Genomic DNA, 17777 nt, shown 5'->3' on the forward strand with positions numbered 1-17777 from the left:
AACGCCCCGAAACCCCGCGGTGGAGAACGAACTCAGGCCCGGGCGCGCGCGGCGTCGCCGGACTCGATGCGCATGCCGTAGAACGAGCGGTACACGAAGACCGCGCTGATCACGAAGAACACCGCGGCCAAGGCGTGCGTGAGCCCCGACCCGTTCTTGTTCGTCAGGCTCACCGCCAGCTCCACCGCCAGCAAGCCGAAGAGCGTGGTGAACTTGATGACCGGGTTGAGCGCCACCGACGAGGTGTCCTTGAACGGATCGCCGACCGTGTCGCCAACGACGGACGCGTCGTGCAGCGGCGTCCCCTTCGCCTTCAGCTCCGTCTCCACGATCTTCTTCGCGTTGTCCCAGGCGCCGCCGGCGTTGGCCATGAAGATCGCCTGATACAGGCCAAAGAGCGCGATGGAAACGAGGTAACCGATGAAGAAGTAGGGCTCGACGAAGGCAAAGGCGAGCGTGGAGAAGAAGACGGTCACGAAGATGTTGAACATCCCCTTCTGCGCGTACACGGTGCAGATCTCGACGACCTTCTTCGAGTCGCTGACCGACGCCTTGGTGGCCCCGCTGTCGAGCTTGATGTTGTCCTTGATGAACTCGACGGCGCGATAGGCACCGGTGGAAACCGCCTGCATCGAGGCGCCCGTGAACCAGTAGATCACCGCGCCCCCGGTGATGAGGCCGAGCAGGAACGGCGGGTGGAGCAGCGACAGGTTGGCCAGGTACTCGGGCTTGAGCCCCTCGGTGAGCGAGACGACGATCGAGAAGATCATCGTCGTGGCCCCGACGACGGCGGTGCCGATGAGCACCGGCTTGGCGGTCGCCTTGAAGGTGTTGCCGGCACCGTCGTTCTCCTCGAGGTACTCCTTCGCTTCCTCGAACTCGGGCTTGAAGCCGAAGTCCTTCTGGATCTCGTTGGAGATCCCCGGGAGCTGCTCGATGGTGGAGAGCTCGAAGACCGACTGCGCGTTGTCCGTCACCGGACCGTACGAGTCGACGGCGATGGTGACCGGTCCCATCCCCAAGAAGCCGAAGGCGACGAGACCGAAGGCAAAGACGGCGGGGGCGATCATGAGCTGCTCCAGCCCCATCGACGACACGTAGTACCCAATGGCCATCAGCGCCATGATGGCCACGCCTAACCAGTACGCCGAGAAGTTGCCGGCAATGAGCCCCGCCAGGATGTTGAGCGAGGGGCCGCCTTCACGCGACGCGGTCACGACCTCGCGCACATGGCGCGACTCGACCGACGTGAAGACCTTCACGAACTCCGGGATGATCGCGCCAGCCAGCGTCCCGCAGGTGATGATCGTCGCCAGCTTCCACCACATCGTGCCGTCGCCGATGTCGGGAATGAGCATCTTGGAGGCGACGTAGGTGATGACGACCGAGATGATCGACGTCATCCAGACGAGGCGCGTGAGCGGCGCCTCGAAGTTCATCTTCTTGGCATCGGCGTACTGCCCCTTGGCCAGCGCCTCGTTGATGAAGTACGACACGCCCGACGCGACAACCATCATCACGCGCATCATGAAGATCCAGATCAGAAGCTGGACCTGCAGGGCCGGCTCCCGGACCGCGAGCAGGATGAACGAGATGAGCGCGACACCGGTCACGCCGTAGGTCTCGAAGCCGTCGGCCGACGGACCCACCGAGTCACCGGCGTTGTCGCCCGTGCAGTCGGCGATCACGCCAGGGTTGCGCGCATCGTCTTCCTTGATCTTGAAGACGATCTTCATCAGGTCGGAACCGATGTCGGCGATCTTGGTGAAGATGCCGCCGGCGATACGAAGCGCCGCCGCGCCGAGCGACTCGCCGATGGCAAAGCCGATGAAGCAGGTCCCCGCGTAGTCCCCCGGGATGAAGAGGAGGATGAGGAGCATCAGGAGCAGTTCGACCGAAATGAGCATCATCCCGATCGACATGCCGGCCTTGAGCGGAATGGCATAGCACGGGAACGGCTTCCCCTTGAGCGCCGCGAAGGCGGTGCGCGAGTTGGCGAAGGTGTTCACGCGGATGCCGAACCAGGCCACCCCGTAGCTCCCCGCGATGCCGACCAGCGAGAAGAAGAGGATGATGATGACGCGGTCCCACGGGAACCCGATCAGCACCTTGAAGTACAGCAGGATCACGGCCCCGATGAAGAGCCAGAGCAGGAGGATGAACTTCCCCTGCGTGAAGAGGTAGGTCTTGCAGGTCTCGTAGATGAGCTCGGACACTTCGAGCATCGACTTGTGGACCGGCATTCCTTGCAGCTGCTTGTAGATCGCGAGCCCGAACAGGAGCCCGAGCACACAGACGACGATCCCGCTGAGCAGGAGCGTGGTCCCCGGGATGCCTCCGAGGAACGTGGCGGTCGAGAGGTCCGGCACGATGAGGTTGGCCTCACCACCGGGGCGGTGTTCCGGCTGCGCGCCATCGGCAGGTGCCGCTTCTTGCGCCGCCGCCGTCACCGACGCGAGGGGGGTGGCCATCACCGCCGACTCGCCCGCCTGCGCCATCGCGCGCGCGCTGGGGGTCGCCAGCAGGATGGCGCTCGCGGTCGCGACTGCGAACGCGCGCGTCAGGCGACCGGATGCGTGCCACATGCGTACCAACACATTCGTCATGCCGTGCTCTCCATGAAAGTTCGGGGTCTCCGCCAGGATCCCTTCCGGGTCACCCTCGGCGGCGCCCGGTGTTTCGTTGCTGCGAACCAGGTGCAACACTTCGCGTACTTCACCAGCAACCTGCAACTGCTCTCGTCAGGCAATCTCGCCAGGCGCTCGCTTCGGACGCTCACGTCAGACGCTCACGTCAGACGCTCACGTCAGGCGCTCACGCCGCGCTCGCGGAGCCGCGTCCCAGCGACCGCCAGAGGAAGTAGACCGGAATGCCGAGGACGACGATTGCCGCCCCGGCCATGGCCTGCGCCCGCGTCTTGTCGGCAATGAGGAGGATGATCGCCAGCCCGCCCGCCAGCAGCACGTAGAGCCCCGGGAGCACCGGGTAGCCCACCGCGCGATAGGGGCGTTCAGCATTCGGCAGCTTGGCCCGCAGGATGAACAGGCCAATCGTCGTCAGGCAGTAGAAGACCAGCGCGGCGAAGATCACGTAGTCCAGGAGCTGCCCGTACGTCCCGGTGAGGCAGAGGAGCGAGATCCAGACCGACTGCACGATGAGGGCATAGCCCGGGACGCCGCGCGACGTCAGCGCGCCAGCCTTCGCGAAGAAGAGACCGTCGCGCGCCATGGCCCAGTACACGCGCGCCCCGGCGAGGATGAGCCCGTTGTTGCAGCCGAAGGTCGAGATCAGGATCGCGATCGCCATCAGCGTCGTCCCGCTCGACCCGAACACCGTCTCCATGAAGGCGGTCCCCACGCGATCCTGCGTGGCGTACTGGATCCCGCGCGCCATCGTCGTCGCCCCGTTGGGGTCACCCGCCATGGGAAGCGTGTGGAGGTACGACACGTTGGCCAGGATGTAGAGGAGCGAGACCAGCCCCGTTCCCAGCAACAGCGCCAGCGGGAGGTTCTTCTGCGGGTTGTGCACCTCGGCCGCCGCGAACGTCACGTTGTTCCATGCGTCGCTGGAGAAGAGCGAGCCGACCATCGCCGCGCCAAACGCCAGGACGAGCGCCGAGCCGATCGGCGGGCTCCCCGCGAAGTTGGCGCCGAAGTTGGCGGCCAGCGCGTCGGCGTTGCGCCCGATGGTGAGTCCAACGACGATCAGCAGGGCGAGCGCGGCGGTCTTGATCACCGTCAGCGACGTCTGCAACGCCTTCCCTTCCTTCACCCCGCGCAAGTTCACCCAGGTGAGGATCCAGACGGAGACGAGCGCCACCAGCCGCTGCGGGCTGAGCCCGAGCTGGAACGCCTTGGCCGGCACGTCACACCCCAACGCGGAAATGCAGAGATCGGCCTGCGGGAACCAGGCAAAGCGATCGGCGCCCACCGCCGGGACGAGGACGCCGAGGAATCGACCGAAGGCGACGCCGACCGCGGCGATCGTCCCGGTCTGGATCACAAGGAAAAGGGTCCACCCATAGAGAAATCCCATGAGTGGACCCATCGATTCGCGGAGGAAGACGTATTGGCCCCCCGCCTTGGGGTACATCGCCGCGAGTTCACCGTAGGCCAGCGCGCCAAGCACGGTGATGACGCCGGTGGCGAGCCAGGTGATGAGGAGCCACAGCGGCGAGTTGAGCGTTCGGGCAATGTCGGACGAGACGATGAAGATCCCCGACCCGATCATGGAGCCCGCGACGAGCATGGTCGCGTCTGTCAGCGTCAGCGCGCGGACAAACCCCGAGCCGGAGCGTGTGTCGTGTGAGTCGGCCACGCGTATCCCTGTTTCGCGACTGTGGAAGGGCTGGGTATCGGCAGGAGGTCGTCATGCCGAACCCGGTTGGGTGAAAGCCGCGAAAAGATATTCCTGCGTGTCCGCTTCGGCCAGAGTATTCATTGCGCCAAAGGGTCATGCGCGGGAAGCACTTACGAGCGCGGGGCCTCGGCAGTCACGATGGCCGTATCCAGCACCGGGCGCCCGTCGGGGCGTGTCGCCGGGCGGAAGCGAATCTCGCTCAGCATCTCGCGGATCCGCTTGTTGTAGCCGCCGTCGTTGGACGGGTTGAAGGCGAGCAGTCGCGAATTCCCCAGCGTGTCGACTTCGAAGTAGGCGACGAGTTTGTACGGCCGCACCTTGCCGGGGACCGGGAGCGGGAGGATGGGGAGCGAGACGACCGACGGCGGATAGATGGCGTCGTTGCCGCCGCCTGTTCCCGGCCCCACCCCCGAGCCGCGCCCGGTTCCGACGCCCGATCCGACGCCGCCGCCGCTTCCGGGACCACTCCCCGCCGTCCCGTCCTTTCCGGAGCCGCCGCCGGTCCCGGCCACGACGCTCGCGTCCTTGACGTCCGTGGCCGTGGCGGCGGGGGCGGTAGCCTGCGGGGTGGGATTGGGTGGAGGCGGCGGCGGTGGCGGCTTGACCGGGTCGGGCTTGGGGGGCTCGACCGGCTTGGGCGGCGGCGGGACGACCGGCGGCTGCACCGCGGGCTGCGCCTGAGGCGTCACCACCTGCATGTAGCGCAGCCGCTCGCGCAGCATGCGCCCGCCGCTCCCCCCGGTACCGCCTCCGCCGCCCCCCGCCGGGCCGGGGCCGCCCGCTCCCTGCTTCCCCACGTAGTCGAGCTTCGTGGCGAGAAAGACCGGAGGCGAGAGCACGAGGAAGACGACGAGGGCGTGCAGGAGGACTGAGATGAGCGTCCCTTCGCGCCGCGAGCCGCTGCGGTCGGGAATCCCGACTGGCGGGCGCAGCGGCGGTCGCTTGGGATGCGTCGCCGGAGTCCCGTCCGGGTTCGCGTCGTTTGGGAAAGGATTGGGACGAGCCAGCGTCACGAGTGTCGAGCCCGCGTGGGATTCGGGGGGTGTCTCAAGGCTGGAAGTTATACGACCGCGTGGGCGGAAAGGGTTCATGCAGTGGGTGACCCGGGCGCTCCCTGCCGTGACGCCCTGGTCGAGACACACGAAAGCGGCGGGCTCCCTGAGGGTGCCCGCCGCCCGTGGTGCGCTGCCGCGTGAAACGGCTTACTGCGGCGCTGGTGCTGCTTCCTTCGGCGTGACGCCGATGACCTTGACGCCGGCGCCGCGCGCCTGGTCCATCGCGTAGATCACCGACTGGTATTTCACCTTCGGATCGCCCTTCACGAACATGATCTTGTCGGGGCGCGGGTCGTAGATCTGCTTGAGGCGGATCAGGAGCCCATCCTTGGTGACCGGTTCCTTGTTGATCGCGAACTGGTCGCCCGGGAGGACTTCCAGGACGATCTGGTTCGAGACCGCGTTGGCGGCCGCGACCTGCGGCGTCGGATCCGGCAGCTGCAAGTCGATAGCCTTGCGTGCCATCGGCTGCATGACCATGAAGATGATCAGGAGCACGAGGAGCACGTCGATCATGGGGACGACGTTCGGCTCGTTGTTGAGCCCACCGCCTTTACCCCCTACGGCCATTCCCATGTCGGATCTCCTTATTTCTTCGCGGCAGGGTCGGGGGTGTCACCGGCGACGGTCGATTCCGTGCCGGGGACCTGGTCGGAGACGGCGCCAACGACGCGCACGCCGTTCCGTGATGCGATATCCATGGCGTCGAGGACCTTGCTGTACTCGAGGTCCTTGTCGGCCTTGATGTAGAGGATCTTGTCCACGGTGCGCGCGTCGTAGATCGACTTGAGCGTTTCGGCCAGCTTGTCGTTCTGCAACGGACGCTTGTTCAGGTAGTACTGTCCCGCCTTGTCGATGCCGAGGACCTGGTCGGTGTCTTCCTCGGGGTGGGTCTTCAGGTTGATCCCGGCGGGCGGGACGGCCTGGAAACCCGCCGCCAATGCTGGCGTCACCACCATGAAGATGATGAGGAGCACCAGCATGACGTCGATCATTGGCACGACGTTCGGTTCGGACTTGACGGCTTCGGCGCCGGAGCCCACGGACATGCCCATTGCGAGTTCCTCGTCTGAGGGTAGAGAAGTGCGGCGATGACCCTATCAGGTCATCGGCCCGCCGCTCTGGGCCTGCGTGTTGAACTCACGGGTGAAGCGCGACCGGCCGAACTCGCCCGACACGCCCTTGATGAGGTAGTCGATCATCTCCTTCGAGGTGTAGGTCATCTCGGCGGAGAGATTGTCGATCTTGGTCGTGAAGTAGTTGTAGAACCACACGGCCGGGATGGCGACGATGAGGCCGAAGCCCGTCGCGATGAGCGCCTCGGCGATACCGGCGGCGATGGCGGTGATGCCGCCCGACCCCGACTTGGCCATCCCTTCGAACGCGTTGATGATGCCGAACACCGTGCCGAGGAGCCCGACGAACGGCGCCGTCGAACCCACCGTGGCGAGCACCGCGTTGCCGCGCTTGAGGGCGACCATCTCCATCAGCATTTCACGCTCGACCGCACGCTCGGCGGTGTTGATGTCCGCCACCGTGACCGACCCGTCCATGATGAGCGGCTTCACTTCGGCCAGCGCGCCACCGAGGACGCGGGCGACGTGCGAACGCTTGTAGCTCTCGGCGAGCTTGATCGCTTCGCCCAGGTTGTCTTCCTCGAGGAACTGCGAGAACTCCGGGGCGAACTTCACCGTCTCGCCCTGCGCCTTGCGCAGCTGCCAGACCTTCGAGATACCGGTCGAAAGCGACCACACCGACATGAAGGCCAGCACGGCCCACAGGAACTTTCCGAAGGGAGGCGTCGACGCCCAGATTTCCGCGAAATTCAGATTCATACCGTTGATCTCCCGAACGTGGGATGTGGAGGAGGACGACTACTTCGAGATCGCGAAGGAGAACGGCTGCTGGACGAGCTGACGCACCTTGCGGCCGCCAACTTCCGCCGGGATGAAGCGCATCCCCGGGAGGGCCTGCTTCACCGCGTTGCCGAACAGGTCGTGCGTGGTCTTCAGCACCTTGTACGAGTTCATTTCGGCGCGCCCCGTCGTGTCGACGACGAACTGCGCGAGGACCTCGCCTTCCACCCCGGCCTGGCGCAGGATGTCGGGGTAGCGCGGCGACGATCCGCCGGGCAGCGCCTGCACCGGCTTCTCGACCTGGAACTCGAAGAACGGCTGGTCGGCGCCCTTGTCGGAGACGAGCTGCGGCTTGCCGCCCTCGACACCCTTGGAGGTACCGCCGGCGACGCCCTTGCCCGTGAAGTCCGCTTCGTCGGTGACCTTCTTGGAAAGGTCGATGTCAGGGAGCACGTCCGGGATTTCCACCGGGGCCGTCAGGATCTGGAATCCCTTGGGCGGCGGCGGCGCTGCGACCACATCTGGAGGTGGCGGCGGAGGTGGCTCGTTCTTCGGCGGAGGCGGCTCATCCTTCTTGACCTCCACGAAGTCGACCTGCTCCTGCTTCGGCTTCTCGAACTTCTCCGCGGCCTGTCCGCCCGCCACGACCACCAGCGTGATCAGGACGGCGTGCGCCACGAAGGAAGCGAGAATGCCGGCAGGACTCCGCTGCTTCTTGCGCTTGGACTCGACCAGGTTGTTGAACATAACCCTCGACCGTCGGGACACGTTGGCAGAACAGCGTCTGTGGTGAACGGGGCGATTCTACGATCCGTGGATGTTCGCGGAATAGCAGTTTGATTAAGAATCGATGAAGCCAAGGTTAGATTTTCCCGTTCCCTCACAGAAGCTCAGCCGCGAGTCACGGTCACCTATCACGCGAGACCGCACGCGCCAAGCGTTAGCTCACCAACGTGTTGACTCGCGCATCGCACTCACGTTGGAGCGCCTCGCGGCGAGCAGATCGGGAAGTCCCCTACATGACGGCGCTCGTCGTTCGTAGCGTCGTATAGTCCCGATTGAGAGCCGCGGCCAGGCGACCGCCTAACGAACTCAGGGAGACGTCGCGGCGGGATGCGATGACGCGCTCTGCGATGACGCAGCATGCGTTGCCGCGGGGGGCGAGGTGGCAGCGCTGGGCGAAATCGACGCGCCGGCCACTGGCGACGGGACCGCCGAGTCGGCGGGTGCGGGCGGGCGCGAGGTGGCACTCCCCTCCTCCGCTCCATGCTCCAGCTCGGGCGGAGGCGCGCCGGCGATGGGAAGCATTACGGTGAAAGTGCTGCCACGGTTCAAGCGCGACTGCACCGTCAGTTGCCCGCCATGCGCCTGCGCGATCCACTGCGATATCGCCAACCCCAGCCCGAAGCCGCTCCGCTCCGACGAGCGCGAGCGTACACGATCGGCGCGCCAGAATCGCTCGAAGATGTACGGCAGGTCGGCGGCCGAGATCCCGATGCCGGTGTCCTTCACGCTGAAGTGCGCGTGGCCGTCCTCGTGGCGCAGGAGGTTGATCTCCACCTTCCCGCCGCGCGGCGTGTACTTGATGGCGTTCGTGATGAGGTTGAGAAAGAGCTGCCACAGGCGGGTGCGGTCGCCGTTGACGGTCAGCTCCTCCACGGTTGGCATGGTGACCTCCAGCCCCGCGTCCTCGCCAAGAATGAGCGCCGTCTCCAGCGCCTCGCGCGCCAACGGACCAAGGGCCACCGGCTCCCGGTGCAGGTCAAAGCGCCCCTCGTCGGCGCGCGCCAGCGTCAGGAGCGAATCGACCAGGTCGGCCATGCGCGTCGTCTGCTGCAACGCCTCCTCGAGCGCTACCAGCTGCTCGGTGGACTGCGGCGGCGACTGCATGGCGCGCTCGACGTCGGCACGCATCACCGCGAGCGGGGTCTTGAGCTCGTGCGAGGCGTCGGCGGTGAAGCGACGCAACGCGCCGAACGACGATTCCAGCCGCGCGATCATCGCATTGAGCGTCGTGACCAGTCGCGTCAGCTCGTCGCCGCTGGCCTCGATCGCCAGCCGGCGGTGCAGCGAGCGTCCGTCCGAGATGTCGCCGACTTCGGTGGTGATGCGGTCGATGGGGCGGATGGCACGACCGGCAATCAGGTACGCGCCGCCGGCGGAGAGGAGGAGGAGGAAGGGGAATATCATCAGCGCGCTCCCCAGGATCTCGCGCGCCGACGAGTCGTAGTCGCTCACCATGACGCCGGCAATCACGCGCCGCTGCCCGAAGGTAGGGTCGGTGCCGCGACGCTCGACGAGGACCACCTCGCCGATGCTCATCGCCACGCGCACGGCGCGGTCGGAGTTCTGCACCGAGGCAATGGCGTTCTCGAACGCCTCGGCGTCGCCCTGGGCAATCTCGCGCTGCGCCAGGCTTCCCGGCCGGAAGTAGAGGTCGTCGACAGAGCGCGAGGTGAAGACGCGTCGCTCGGTCGCGTCGTCGATGACGATAAGGTAGCCCGGGATCTCGACCAGGAGGCGCGCCACCTCCTGGTTGAGCACCGTCCCGATGAGCGAGTCGGAGACGATGATTTGCGGTGCACCGGCGCGCTGCGTGGCGCGCAGGACGGCCACCGCCAGGTCGCCATGCGTCACCGCCTGCTGCGCCGCCTCGCGCCGCACCCCCGCCTGACGCGCGAAGTACACCGCCCCGGCAAACGTCACCATCGACGCCAGCAGGACGAGCGTGTAGCGCAGGGTGAGCTTGGTGCGGATGGAACGCATGGACTACGGACGGGGGACGGGGGACGGGGGACGGGGGACGGGAGTGCGCGCCGCGGGGCGGCGCGGGGGGGGGTGGGGGGCGGGGGTCCCCCGTCTTCTTACCCGGTTTCCTCAGCCTTTGACTACGTAGCCTACGCCGCGAACGGTGGTGATGAGCTTCTTGTCCTGCTTCGCGTCGATCTTCTTCCGAAGGTGATTGATCACGACGTCCACGATGTTGGTGCCGGGGTCGAAGTGATACCCCCAGGCGTACTCCGTGATCAGCGTTCGGCTCATGACGCGCCCCGTGTGGCGCATCAGGTATTCGAGGACGGCGAACTCCTTGGGGGTGAGTTCGATCGCGTCGCCGGCGCGGTGGACCTCGCGCGTGTCGCGGTTGAGCTCGAGGTCGGCGACGCGAAGGATGGGCGACTGCATGGCGCGCGGACGGCGGGCGAGCGCCTCGACGCGGGCCAGGAGTTCCTCGAAGGCGAAGGGCTTGGTGACGTAGTCGTCGGCACCGGCGCGCAGCGTGCGCACCTTGGCATCGACGGCGTCCTGCGCCGTGAGGACCAGCACCGGCTTCTCGAAGCCGCGCGAGCGCAGTCCCTGCAGGACGTCCAACCCGGACTTGCCGGGGAGTCGCATGTCGAGGATGATCACGTCGAACGTCTCGGTCGCCGCGACCTGCTCCCCCTCTTCGCCATCGGTGACGAGCTGCACTCCCCACCGCTGCTCCTCGAGTCCGCGCTTGATGAACGCGCCTACGGTGGGATCGTCCTCGATGACCAGGACCTTCATGAGCTGTCTTGTAGTTCGGACTGGTACACGGCATGCGAGTCGCCCGGCGGCGCGCTGGCGCCGCGCTCGAAGCCGTACTCGCGGATCTTCCGGTACAACGTCTTGGAGGATATGCCGAGAATGGCTGCGGCGCGACCCTGGTGCCAGCTCACGCGCTCCAGGACGAAGCGAATGTGGTCGCGTTCCAGGTCGGCCAGCGGGCGCAGGACGCCGGTCCCGTTGGATTGGGCGCGCCGCTCGACGCGGAAGGTCGGAAGCGGGAGGTCCTTGGCGGTGATGGTATCGCCGCCGGTGAGCAGGACGGCGCGCTCGATCACGTTGCGAAGCTCGCGCACGTTGCCCGGCCACTCGTAGCCCGACAAGGTGTCGATGGCGTCGGCCGCGAACCCCATTGGACGGTTGATCGAGTAGCGCGCCAGGAAGTGCTCGGCCAGCACCGGGATGTCGCAGCGCCTATCGCGCAGCGGCGGGAGGACGAGGCGGACCGTGTTGATTCGGTAGAGGAGGTCGTTGCGGAAGTCTCCGCCGGCCACCAGCGATTCGAGGTCGCGGTTGGTGGCGGTGATGAGCCGGGCGTTGAAGGCGACCTTCTGGGTGCCGCCGGCGCGGAAGAAGTTCCCCTGCTCCAGGACGCGAAGGAGCGCCCCCTGGAGGCGCCGCTCGAGCGCCCCGATCTCGTCCATGAACAGCGTCCCCCCCGAGGCCAGCTCGAGGAGCCCGGCACGGCGGCCGTCGGCCCCTGGGAAGGCGCCGTTCTCGTAGCCGAACAGCTCCGTCTCCACCGACAGCCCGCCAATGGCGGCGCAGGCAATGTCGACCAGCGGCCCGCGCCCGCGTTCCGACAAACGATGGATTGCGCGCGCCACGATCTCCTTCCCCGTCCCCGACTCGCCGGTGATGAGGACCGGCGTCATGCTGCGCGCCACGCGCGGAATGGTCTCCAGCACCTCGCGCAGGGGCGGGTGCTGCGTGACGAGTTCGGGGAGCGGGTCCACCGATTGCAGCCGCTTGGCCAGGCGCGCATTCTCGAGCGCGAGTTCGCGCTTCTCCCATGCCCGCCTGACGAGCACGTCGATCTCGGCCATGCGGTACGGCTTGGTGAGGTAGTCGTACGCGCCCAGGCGCATCGCGCCAATGGCCGTCTCCACCGTCCCGTTGCCGGTGATGATGATCACCTCGGGGTACGTCGGTTCCTCGCGCACGAGGCGCAGGACCTGGAGCCCGTCGAGGCCGGGCATGACGATGTCGAGCAGCGCGACGTCGAACGACTCGGCGCGCATCGCGGCAAGGGCGGCGTCGCCATCGCGCACCACGGTGACGTCATGTCCGCGCGAGGTGAGGAACTGTTCGAGCAGCGCGCCGAGTGGTGCCTCGTCCTCGGCAATCAGCAGCTTGATTCGGGTGGAATCGCTCACGCGCCCTGCTCAGCGGGAAGGAGGATGCGGAAGGTGCTCCCCGCCCCCACCGCACTGTCCACCTCGATGCGTCCGCCGTGATCGGTGATGATGCCGTAGCAGATCGAGAGCCCGAGCCCCGTCCCCCGCCCCGGCGCCTTCGTGGTGAAGAAGGGGTCGAAGATCTTGGGGAGGTCGGCGCGGGCAATCCCCTGCCCCTCGTCGATGACTTCGGCGACCACCGCCTCGTGCCGCGAGATCCCGCGCCGCGTGCGGATGGTGATGGTGCCGTCCACGTCGTCCATGGCGTCGGCGGCGTTGATCATCAACGCCATGAACACCTGGATGAGCTGCTCCGAGTTTGCCCCGATGGCGGGAAGCTCGGGGTCGAGCAGCGTCTTCAGCTGCAACTTCTTGAAGCGGCGATGATGCTTGACGAGGAAGATGGACTGCTCCACCACGTCGTTGAGGCGCGTCGTGACCTTGGTGGCCGGGCGCGGGCGGGAGAAGTCGAGCAGGCCGTCGATGATCTTCTTGCAGCGCTGGATCTCGGTGTCGATGATGCGCAAAAACTCGCCGGACTGCGCGGGGACGTCGCACCCCTGCTCGCGCATGTCGTCCAGCCGCAACCCCAGGCTTTCCGAACAGGCGGAGATCGTCGCCAGCGGGTTGTTCACCTCGTGCATCACGCCGGCGGCCAGCTGGCCGATGGCGGCGAGCTTCTCCGACTGCGCAAAGCGCTCCTGCGCCACCGTCCAGTCGGTGATGTCCTCGCCGATGGTGATCACGTGCGTGGTGGCGGCGTCGCTCAGGCGCATCGGGATCTTGGTGATGCGATAGGCGCGCAGTTCGCCCGAGGCGCGCGACTCCATGTTGAACTGCTGGATGCGCCCGGTGCGGAAGACCTCGTCGAACTCGGCGCGCAGCGACTCGGCCGGCGCGCGATGCAGGATCTCGAAGATCGTCCGCCCCAGCGCCTGCTCGCGCGAGATCCCCTGCATCCCCGTCTCACGCTTGCGATTCCAGGCCTGCACGCGGTACTCGCGATCGATCACGTAGAGGCCAACCGGCAGCGAGTCGACGATCTGCTCGGTGAATCGCTTCTCCTCGTCCAACTGCCGAGTGCGGCGCTCGACCTCGCCCTCCAGATGGCGCATCTGCTCGGCGCGCGACAGTTCCGGGGCGAGCATGTTGGCCACGGTGCCAAAGGCCAGGAGCGCATCGGCCCCCAGCGGCGGCCCGGGGCGCATGGCGAGGGCGCCCAGACGGCGCGTCCCCGCCACCAGGCGGCGCACGCTCAACGTCTCCCGGCTCCCCCCTCCCGCCTCGAGGAGCGCACTCACATCGTCGGCGGTCATCTCCGACTCGCCCGCGCGCAGCGAGCACACCAGCCCCGTGGCGCCGTACAGCCAGAGCGCCACTTCGTGCGCCTGGAACGCGGCGTGGAGGTGATCCAGCACACTGGCCGTCTTGGTGACGACGTCTTCGCCAGATGCAAGGCGCACCGCGATGTCGGAGACGACCGCGAGGGGATGCACGGCGGTGCTGACGTCCGAGGGAGCCATGGGAGGTTCGGCGGGAAGGGAGCGAGGGACCGCGGTGGCGTTCATGGATGGGACCGCCTTCGGACACATTGACCGATCAGCCCCCCCTCAGGTAACGCACCCCTTTGGGCCAGTATCGGCCGGAACGACCGTCTTCCCGACTCCCTCCGAGCGCGACTAGCGGATGCCGGCGAGCTGGATCCCTCGCGTGAAGAAGCGTTGCGACGCGAGAAAGGCGATGAGGACAGGGACGAGCGCGCTCACCGCGGCCGCCATCTGATAAGGCCAGTTGGCGTAGTAGAGTCCGTGGAACGAGGCGATCCCCACCTCCACGGTGCGCATCTCCATTGACTGCGTGACCACCAGCGGCCAGAGGAACGACTTCCAGGCGTCGATGAAGGCGAAGAGCGCCAGCGTGGCGAGCGCGGGGCGCGCCAGCGGGAGGGCAATGCGCCAGAAGATCGTCCACTCCGACGCACCGTCGATGCGCGCGGCGTCCTCGGTCTCGCGCGGGAGGGAGAGGAAGAACTGCCGCATCATGAAGATTCCCCACACCGAGACGACCTCCGTCGAGACCAGCCCGGCGATGGTGTCGACGCCGCCGAGGGCATCGATGAGGAGGAAGCGCGGGATGAGGAGGACGATTCCCGGGATCATGAGCGCGCCGAGATAGGCGGCGAACACCCGTCCTCGCCCCGCGAAGCGGAAGCGCGCGAAGGCATAGCCACCTAACGCTCCGGTAAAGGTCTGCCCCACCACCATGGCGAGGGCGAGGATCCCGCTGTTGAGGAAGAAGCGCGCGAACGGGAGCTGCGTGAGGGCGTTGGGGAAGTTGCGCCACTGCGGCTCGGCGGGGAGGAGCGGCGGGGGATACTGGAAGACCTCGAACTCCTCCATGAGCGCGGTGGAGAGCATCCACGCGAATGGGAGGAGCATGACTGCCGCCAGGAGCAACGCGGCGCCATACCCGGCCACCTTCCGCCGCGCGGTCACCTCACGCGACATCGTCGCCCCGCCGGTTGAGGACGCGCCATTGCAGCAGCGTGAGGGCCAGGAGGATGGCGAAGACGATCCAGCTCATCGCCGACGCGTAGCCCATGCGCCGGAACTCCCAGGCATTCTGGTAGATGCGGTAGACGAGGACATCGGTGGCGTGCACCGGCCCTCCTTCGGTCATCACATACACGAGGGTGAAGACCTGGAACGACCAGATGATGCCGGTGACGAAGAGGTAGATGGTGACCGGACGCAGGAGCGGAATCGTGATGTGTCGAAAGCGCGCCCACGGTGCGGCGCCGTCGAGCGTGGCCGCTTCGTGCAGGTGCGCCGGGATTCCCTGCAACCCGGCGAGATAGATGACCATCTGGTAGCCGAGTTGCACCCACGCCGAGACGATCATCACGGCGATGAGCGCCGTGCGGGGATTGCCGAGCCAGTCCACAGCCGGCAGGTGCACGGCGCGCAGGAGGAAGTTGAGCAGCCCGAAGTCGAGGTTGAACATCCACTGCCAGACCACGGCGATGGCGACGTACGAGACGACGGTGGGGAGGAAGACGATGGCGCGCAGCACCTTCATCCCCCGCAGCGGCTGGTCGAGGACCAGCGCCGCGCCTAACGCCAGTGCCATGCTCACGGGGACGTAGAGCGCATAGAGCGCGGTGTTGAGCAGGGCGCGCCAGAAGAGCGGGTCGCGCAGGAGCTCGGCGTAGTTGCCAAGCCCCACCCAGGGGCGCACGGCGCTGAGCAGGTCCCACTCGTGCAGCGACACCCAGAGCGTGAAGGCCAGCGGTCCGGCGGTGAAGATGAGGAGGTGCAACGCACTCGGCGCGAGGAAGGCCCAGGCGGCGAGCGTCTCGCGACGGTCCACCGGCCGGCGGCGCGCCGAGGCGATCCAGGCCGCCGCGGCGATCGCCATGGCGGCGAAGCCCCAGAGCAGGACAACCGCCAGCTCCGCCATGGGGGCGGAGGGGAGCGGGAGGGTGAGGGCGTCGAAGCGGGCGAGCGCCGTGGCCGCCGGGAGCGAGGCGGCGGCGGCGGCGACGCGCCCACGCAGCTGCCACGCGACGGCGAGTGCGGCGGCGGCAAGGATCGCCAGCGCGGGGGCGATGCGCGCCAGTGGCGACAGGGTGCCATCCTCCGCCAGCCGCAACACGGCGCGGCGCGTCAGGGTCCCGGCCGCGAGCGCCGCGACCGCCAGCCCCAACGCCCACCACAGCATACCGTCCCACGGCGAGACGGCGACCGCGACCACACCCACGATGTCCCAGGCATCGACGTCCTTGATTGGGACGGTCACGGCCGCGCGCCAGGTGCCCGTGTGCACGAGGGCGCGATCGTCCGCGTCGAGTGCGCGCACGCGGCGATTCAGATAGCGCTCGAGCGCCGCTCGGGCGTCGGCCAGCGGTGCGCTGGCGATCACGGCGAATGTGGACAACGATGCCGGCGACTGGGGAGCCGCGGTGGATTCCGGCCTCGCGATCGCGTTGTCGCGCGAGGCGAGCGCGCGCGCTTGGTGGGCGGCGAGCGTACGCGCCGTGTGAGCGGCGAGCGCATAGGCCGTGTGGGCACGCGTTCGCTCGAGGACGCCGATCGTCGCCGCCGCCCACGCCACGAGTACGGCGACGATCCATCGCAAGGCGGCGCGTCCGACGCGAGCGCCTTCGCTTCCGCTCCCCTTCCCCCCGGCCGCAGTGGTCGCGGTCATCGGGCGAGGATCTCGTCGATGCGGCGCGCCACGTCGCGCGCGACGCTGGCCACCGCTTCGTTGCGGATCACCACGCGGTCGATGATGTCGGGCAGTTGCGCCTCTACCTCGCGAAAGCGCTCGATGCGCGAGCCCCACGGCGCGCGGCCGGTCGCCACCTGCCGCAGGAAGGCCTCCTCGAGGCCGAGCGTGTCGCGCGAGGCAAACTCGCGCTGGATGGCCGGCATCGTCGCCAGTTCGAGCCCGGCCGACAGCCGCTGTCGCTGCGCCTCGGGGCCCGACAGCGCCGCCGCCAGCTGCACCGCGAGCTTGCGGTGCGCGCTGTTGCGCGGCACCGCCCACCCGGAGGCAAAGAGCGGCGTCGACGCCCGGGCGTCCGGCGCGCGCGGGAACGAGACCACGCCGAGCGAGAGCTTCCCCTTCGTGAGCTGCGCCCGGATGTTGGGGATGAGCCAGTGTCCGCTGGGGAGGAGCGCCAGGCGCCCCGAGTAGAAGAGCCGCGTCTCGTTGCCGGACACGGCACGGAAGGCGTTGGGGCGCGGCGCGACACGGTGCGTCGTTGCCAGCGACGTGAGGAACTCGAGCGACCGGAGCGACGCCGGTGCGTCGAGCGCCCCGGTCGATCGCTTCCCGTCAGGCGCAAGAATGTCCCCCCCGCCGCTCCACACCATCGCCTGCCATGTGTGGAACCGCCGGTCCACGGCCGTCCCCCATTGGTCCGGTGTTCCGTCGCCGTCCCGATCGATCGTCAGCGCCTTCGCCGTCTGGAGGAACTCGTCGAAGGTCCACCCGTCGCGCGGATAGGCGACGCCGGCCGCATCGAACAGGGCGCGGTTGTAGTAGTAGACGACCGGCGAGAACCCCTTGGGGAAGGCGAGCACCGTGTCGCCGCGCGCGAACATCGCCAGCACGTTCGGGAAGAAGTCCTGCACCGCGATCCCTACGCGCTGGGCAAAGGGGGCGAGGTCGAGCAGCACCCCCGCCTCGGCAAACGAGGGGACGTCGATGCCATCGAGGAGGAGGACGTCCGGCGGCGCCCCAGATGCAATCGCGGTGATCACCTTCTCGCGATACTCCGCCTGGTTGCTCACCGGTTCGTTGACGACGCGCACGCCAGGGTGCGCGCGCTCGAACGCCTGGATCGCCGGGAGGTCGAGCAGGTTCTCCTGCGGCGACTGCCAGGAGGTCATGCGCAGGACGACCTCGTCGTCTCCCGCGGCGCGGCACGCCGTGGCGCTGGCGGCGAGCGACAGGCAGGCGAGCGTTTGTGCCCAGGCGCGCAGGCGCGCCAGTGGACGCATGCCCGCGGGCGCGCGCCC

Annotated in this window: 14 protein-coding genes; all 14 read right to left on the minus strand. The window is 67.6% G+C overall.

Translation table 11 applies throughout. The features are described from left to right. Positions 1 to 32 precede the first annotated feature (32 nt). Positions 33 to 2606: a sodium-translocating pyrophosphatase gene (locus IT359_11305; GenBank protein MCC6929567.1), complete on the minus strand. Its 2574-nt coding sequence runs from the start codon at positions 2604 to 2606 to the stop codon at positions 33 to 35. A 208-nt stretch (positions 2607 to 2814) separates the two neighbouring features. Further along, positions 2815 to 4317, minus strand: coding sequence for an amino acid permease (locus tag IT359_11310; protein ID MCC6929568.1), 1503 nt, complete (start codon positions 4315 to 4317; stop codon positions 2815 to 2817). Positions 4318 to 4469: 152 nt separating this feature from the next. Then, entirely contained in the window at positions 4470 to 5372 is a 903-nt protein-coding gene (locus tag IT359_11315) for a hypothetical protein (protein ID MCC6929569.1), read from the minus strand. Between the two features lie 189 nt (positions 5373 to 5561). Next, positions 5562 to 5990: a biopolymer transporter ExbD gene (locus IT359_11320; GenBank protein ID MCC6929570.1), complete on the minus strand. Its 429-nt coding sequence runs from the start codon at positions 5988 to 5990 to the stop codon at positions 5562 to 5564. A gap of 11 nt (positions 5991 to 6001) precedes the next feature. Then, positions 6002 to 6469 carry a biopolymer transporter ExbD gene (locus IT359_11325; protein ID MCC6929571.1) on the minus strand — a complete coding sequence of 156 codons (468 nt, stop codon included), beginning with the start codon at positions 6467 to 6469 and terminating at the stop codon, positions 6002 to 6004. 45 nt (positions 6470 to 6514) lie between these two features. Next, positions 6515 to 7249 carry a MotA/TolQ/ExbB proton channel family protein gene (locus tag IT359_11330; GenBank protein MCC6929572.1) on the minus strand — a complete coding sequence of 245 codons (735 nt, stop codon included), beginning with the start codon at positions 7247 to 7249 and terminating at the stop codon, positions 6515 to 6517. A gap of 39 nt (positions 7250 to 7288) precedes the next feature. Next, a complete protein-coding gene (locus tag IT359_11335; GenBank protein MCC6929573.1) occupies positions 7289 to 8017 on the minus strand; it encodes a TonB family protein in 729 nt (242 codons plus the stop codon). 345 nt (positions 8018 to 8362) lie between these two features. Continuing rightward, positions 8363 to 10036, minus strand: a complete 1674-nt coding sequence (locus IT359_11340; GenBank protein MCC6929574.1) for a HAMP domain-containing histidine kinase — start codon at positions 10034 to 10036, stop codon at positions 8363 to 8365. Between the two features lie 111 nt (positions 10037 to 10147). Beyond that, the gene (locus tag IT359_11345) at positions 10148 to 10816 is read right to left on the minus strand and encodes a response regulator transcription factor (GenBank protein MCC6929575.1); all 669 of its coding nucleotides are present in this window, start codon (positions 10814 to 10816) and stop codon (positions 10148 to 10150) included. Then, positions 10813 to 12231, minus strand: coding sequence for a sigma-54-dependent Fis family transcriptional regulator (locus tag IT359_11350; protein ID MCC6929576.1), 1419 nt, complete (start codon positions 12229 to 12231; stop codon positions 10813 to 10815). Before IT359_11350 ends, IT359_11345 begins: the two co-directional genes overlap by 4 nt. After that, a complete protein-coding gene (locus IT359_11355) occupies positions 12228 to 13775 on the minus strand; it encodes a PAS domain-containing protein (protein ID MCC6929577.1) in 1548 nt (515 codons plus the stop codon). The genes IT359_11350 and IT359_11355 overlap by 4 nt, the downstream gene beginning before the upstream one ends. Positions 13776 to 13931: 156 nt before the next feature. Beyond that, positions 13932 to 14759 (minus strand): carbohydrate ABC transporter permease, encoded by an 828-nt coding sequence (locus IT359_11360; protein ID MCC6929578.1) that lies wholly within the window; start codon positions 14757 to 14759, stop codon positions 13932 to 13934. After that, positions 14749 to 16458, minus strand: a complete 1710-nt coding sequence (locus IT359_11365) for a sugar ABC transporter permease (protein ID MCC6929579.1) — start codon at positions 16456 to 16458, stop codon at positions 14749 to 14751. The genes IT359_11360 and IT359_11365 overlap by 11 nt, the downstream gene beginning before the upstream one ends. Continuing rightward, entirely contained in the window at positions 16455 to 17759 is a 1305-nt protein-coding gene (locus tag IT359_11370) for a sugar ABC transporter substrate-binding protein (protein MCC6929580.1), read from the minus strand. The genes IT359_11365 and IT359_11370 overlap by 4 nt, the downstream gene beginning before the upstream one ends. Positions 17760 to 17777: the final 18 nt, after the last annotated feature.

The organism is Gemmatimonadaceae bacterium, assembly GCA_020852815.1.
Classification (GTDB): Bacteria; Gemmatimonadota; Gemmatimonadetes; order Gemmatimonadales; family Gemmatimonadaceae; genus SCN-70-22.

What these genes read in the sequence shown, in the direction of transcription:
- IT359_11305 (MCC6929567.1), bottom strand. Translation starts at nt 2,606, where the DNA reads ATGACGAATGTGTTGGTACGCATGTGGCACGCATCCGGTCGCCTGACG.
- IT359_11320 (MCC6929570.1), bottom strand. Translation starts at nt 5,990, where the DNA reads ATGGGAATGGCCGTAGGGGGTAAAGGCGGTGGGCTCAACAACGAGCCG.
- IT359_11325 (MCC6929571.1), bottom strand. Translation starts at nt 6,469, where the DNA reads ATGGGCATGTCCGTGGGCTCCGGCGCCGAAGCCGTCAAGTCCGAACCG.
- IT359_11330 (MCC6929572.1), bottom strand. Translation starts at nt 7,249, where the DNA reads ATGAATCTGAATTTCGCGGAAATCTGGGCGTCGACGCCTCCCTTCGGA.
- IT359_11335 (MCC6929573.1), bottom strand. Translation starts at nt 8,017, where the DNA reads ATGTTCAACAACCTGGTCGAGTCCAAGCGCAAGAAGCAGCGGAGTCCT.
- IT359_11340 (MCC6929574.1), bottom strand. Translation starts at nt 10,036, where the DNA reads ATGCGTTCCATCCGCACCAAGCTCACCCTGCGCTACACGCTCGTCCTG.
- IT359_11345 (MCC6929575.1), bottom strand. Translation starts at nt 10,816, where the DNA reads ATGAAGGTCCTGGTCATCGAGGACGATCCCACCGTAGGCGCGTTCATC.
- IT359_11355 (MCC6929577.1), bottom strand. Translation starts at nt 13,775, where the DNA reads ATGGCTCCCTCGGACGTCAGCACCGCCGTGCATCCCCTCGCGGTCGTC.
- IT359_11360 (MCC6929578.1), bottom strand. Translation starts at nt 14,759, where the DNA reads ATGTCGCGTGAGGTGACCGCGCGGCGGAAGGTGGCCGGGTATGGCGCC.
- IT359_11365 (MCC6929579.1), bottom strand. Translation starts at nt 16,458, where the DNA reads ATGACCGCGACCACTGCGGCCGGGGGGAAGGGGAGCGGAAGCGAAGGC.
- IT359_11370 (MCC6929580.1), bottom strand. Translation starts at nt 17,759, where the DNA reads ATGCGTCCACTGGCGCGCCTGCGCGCCTGGGCACAAACGCTCGCCTGC.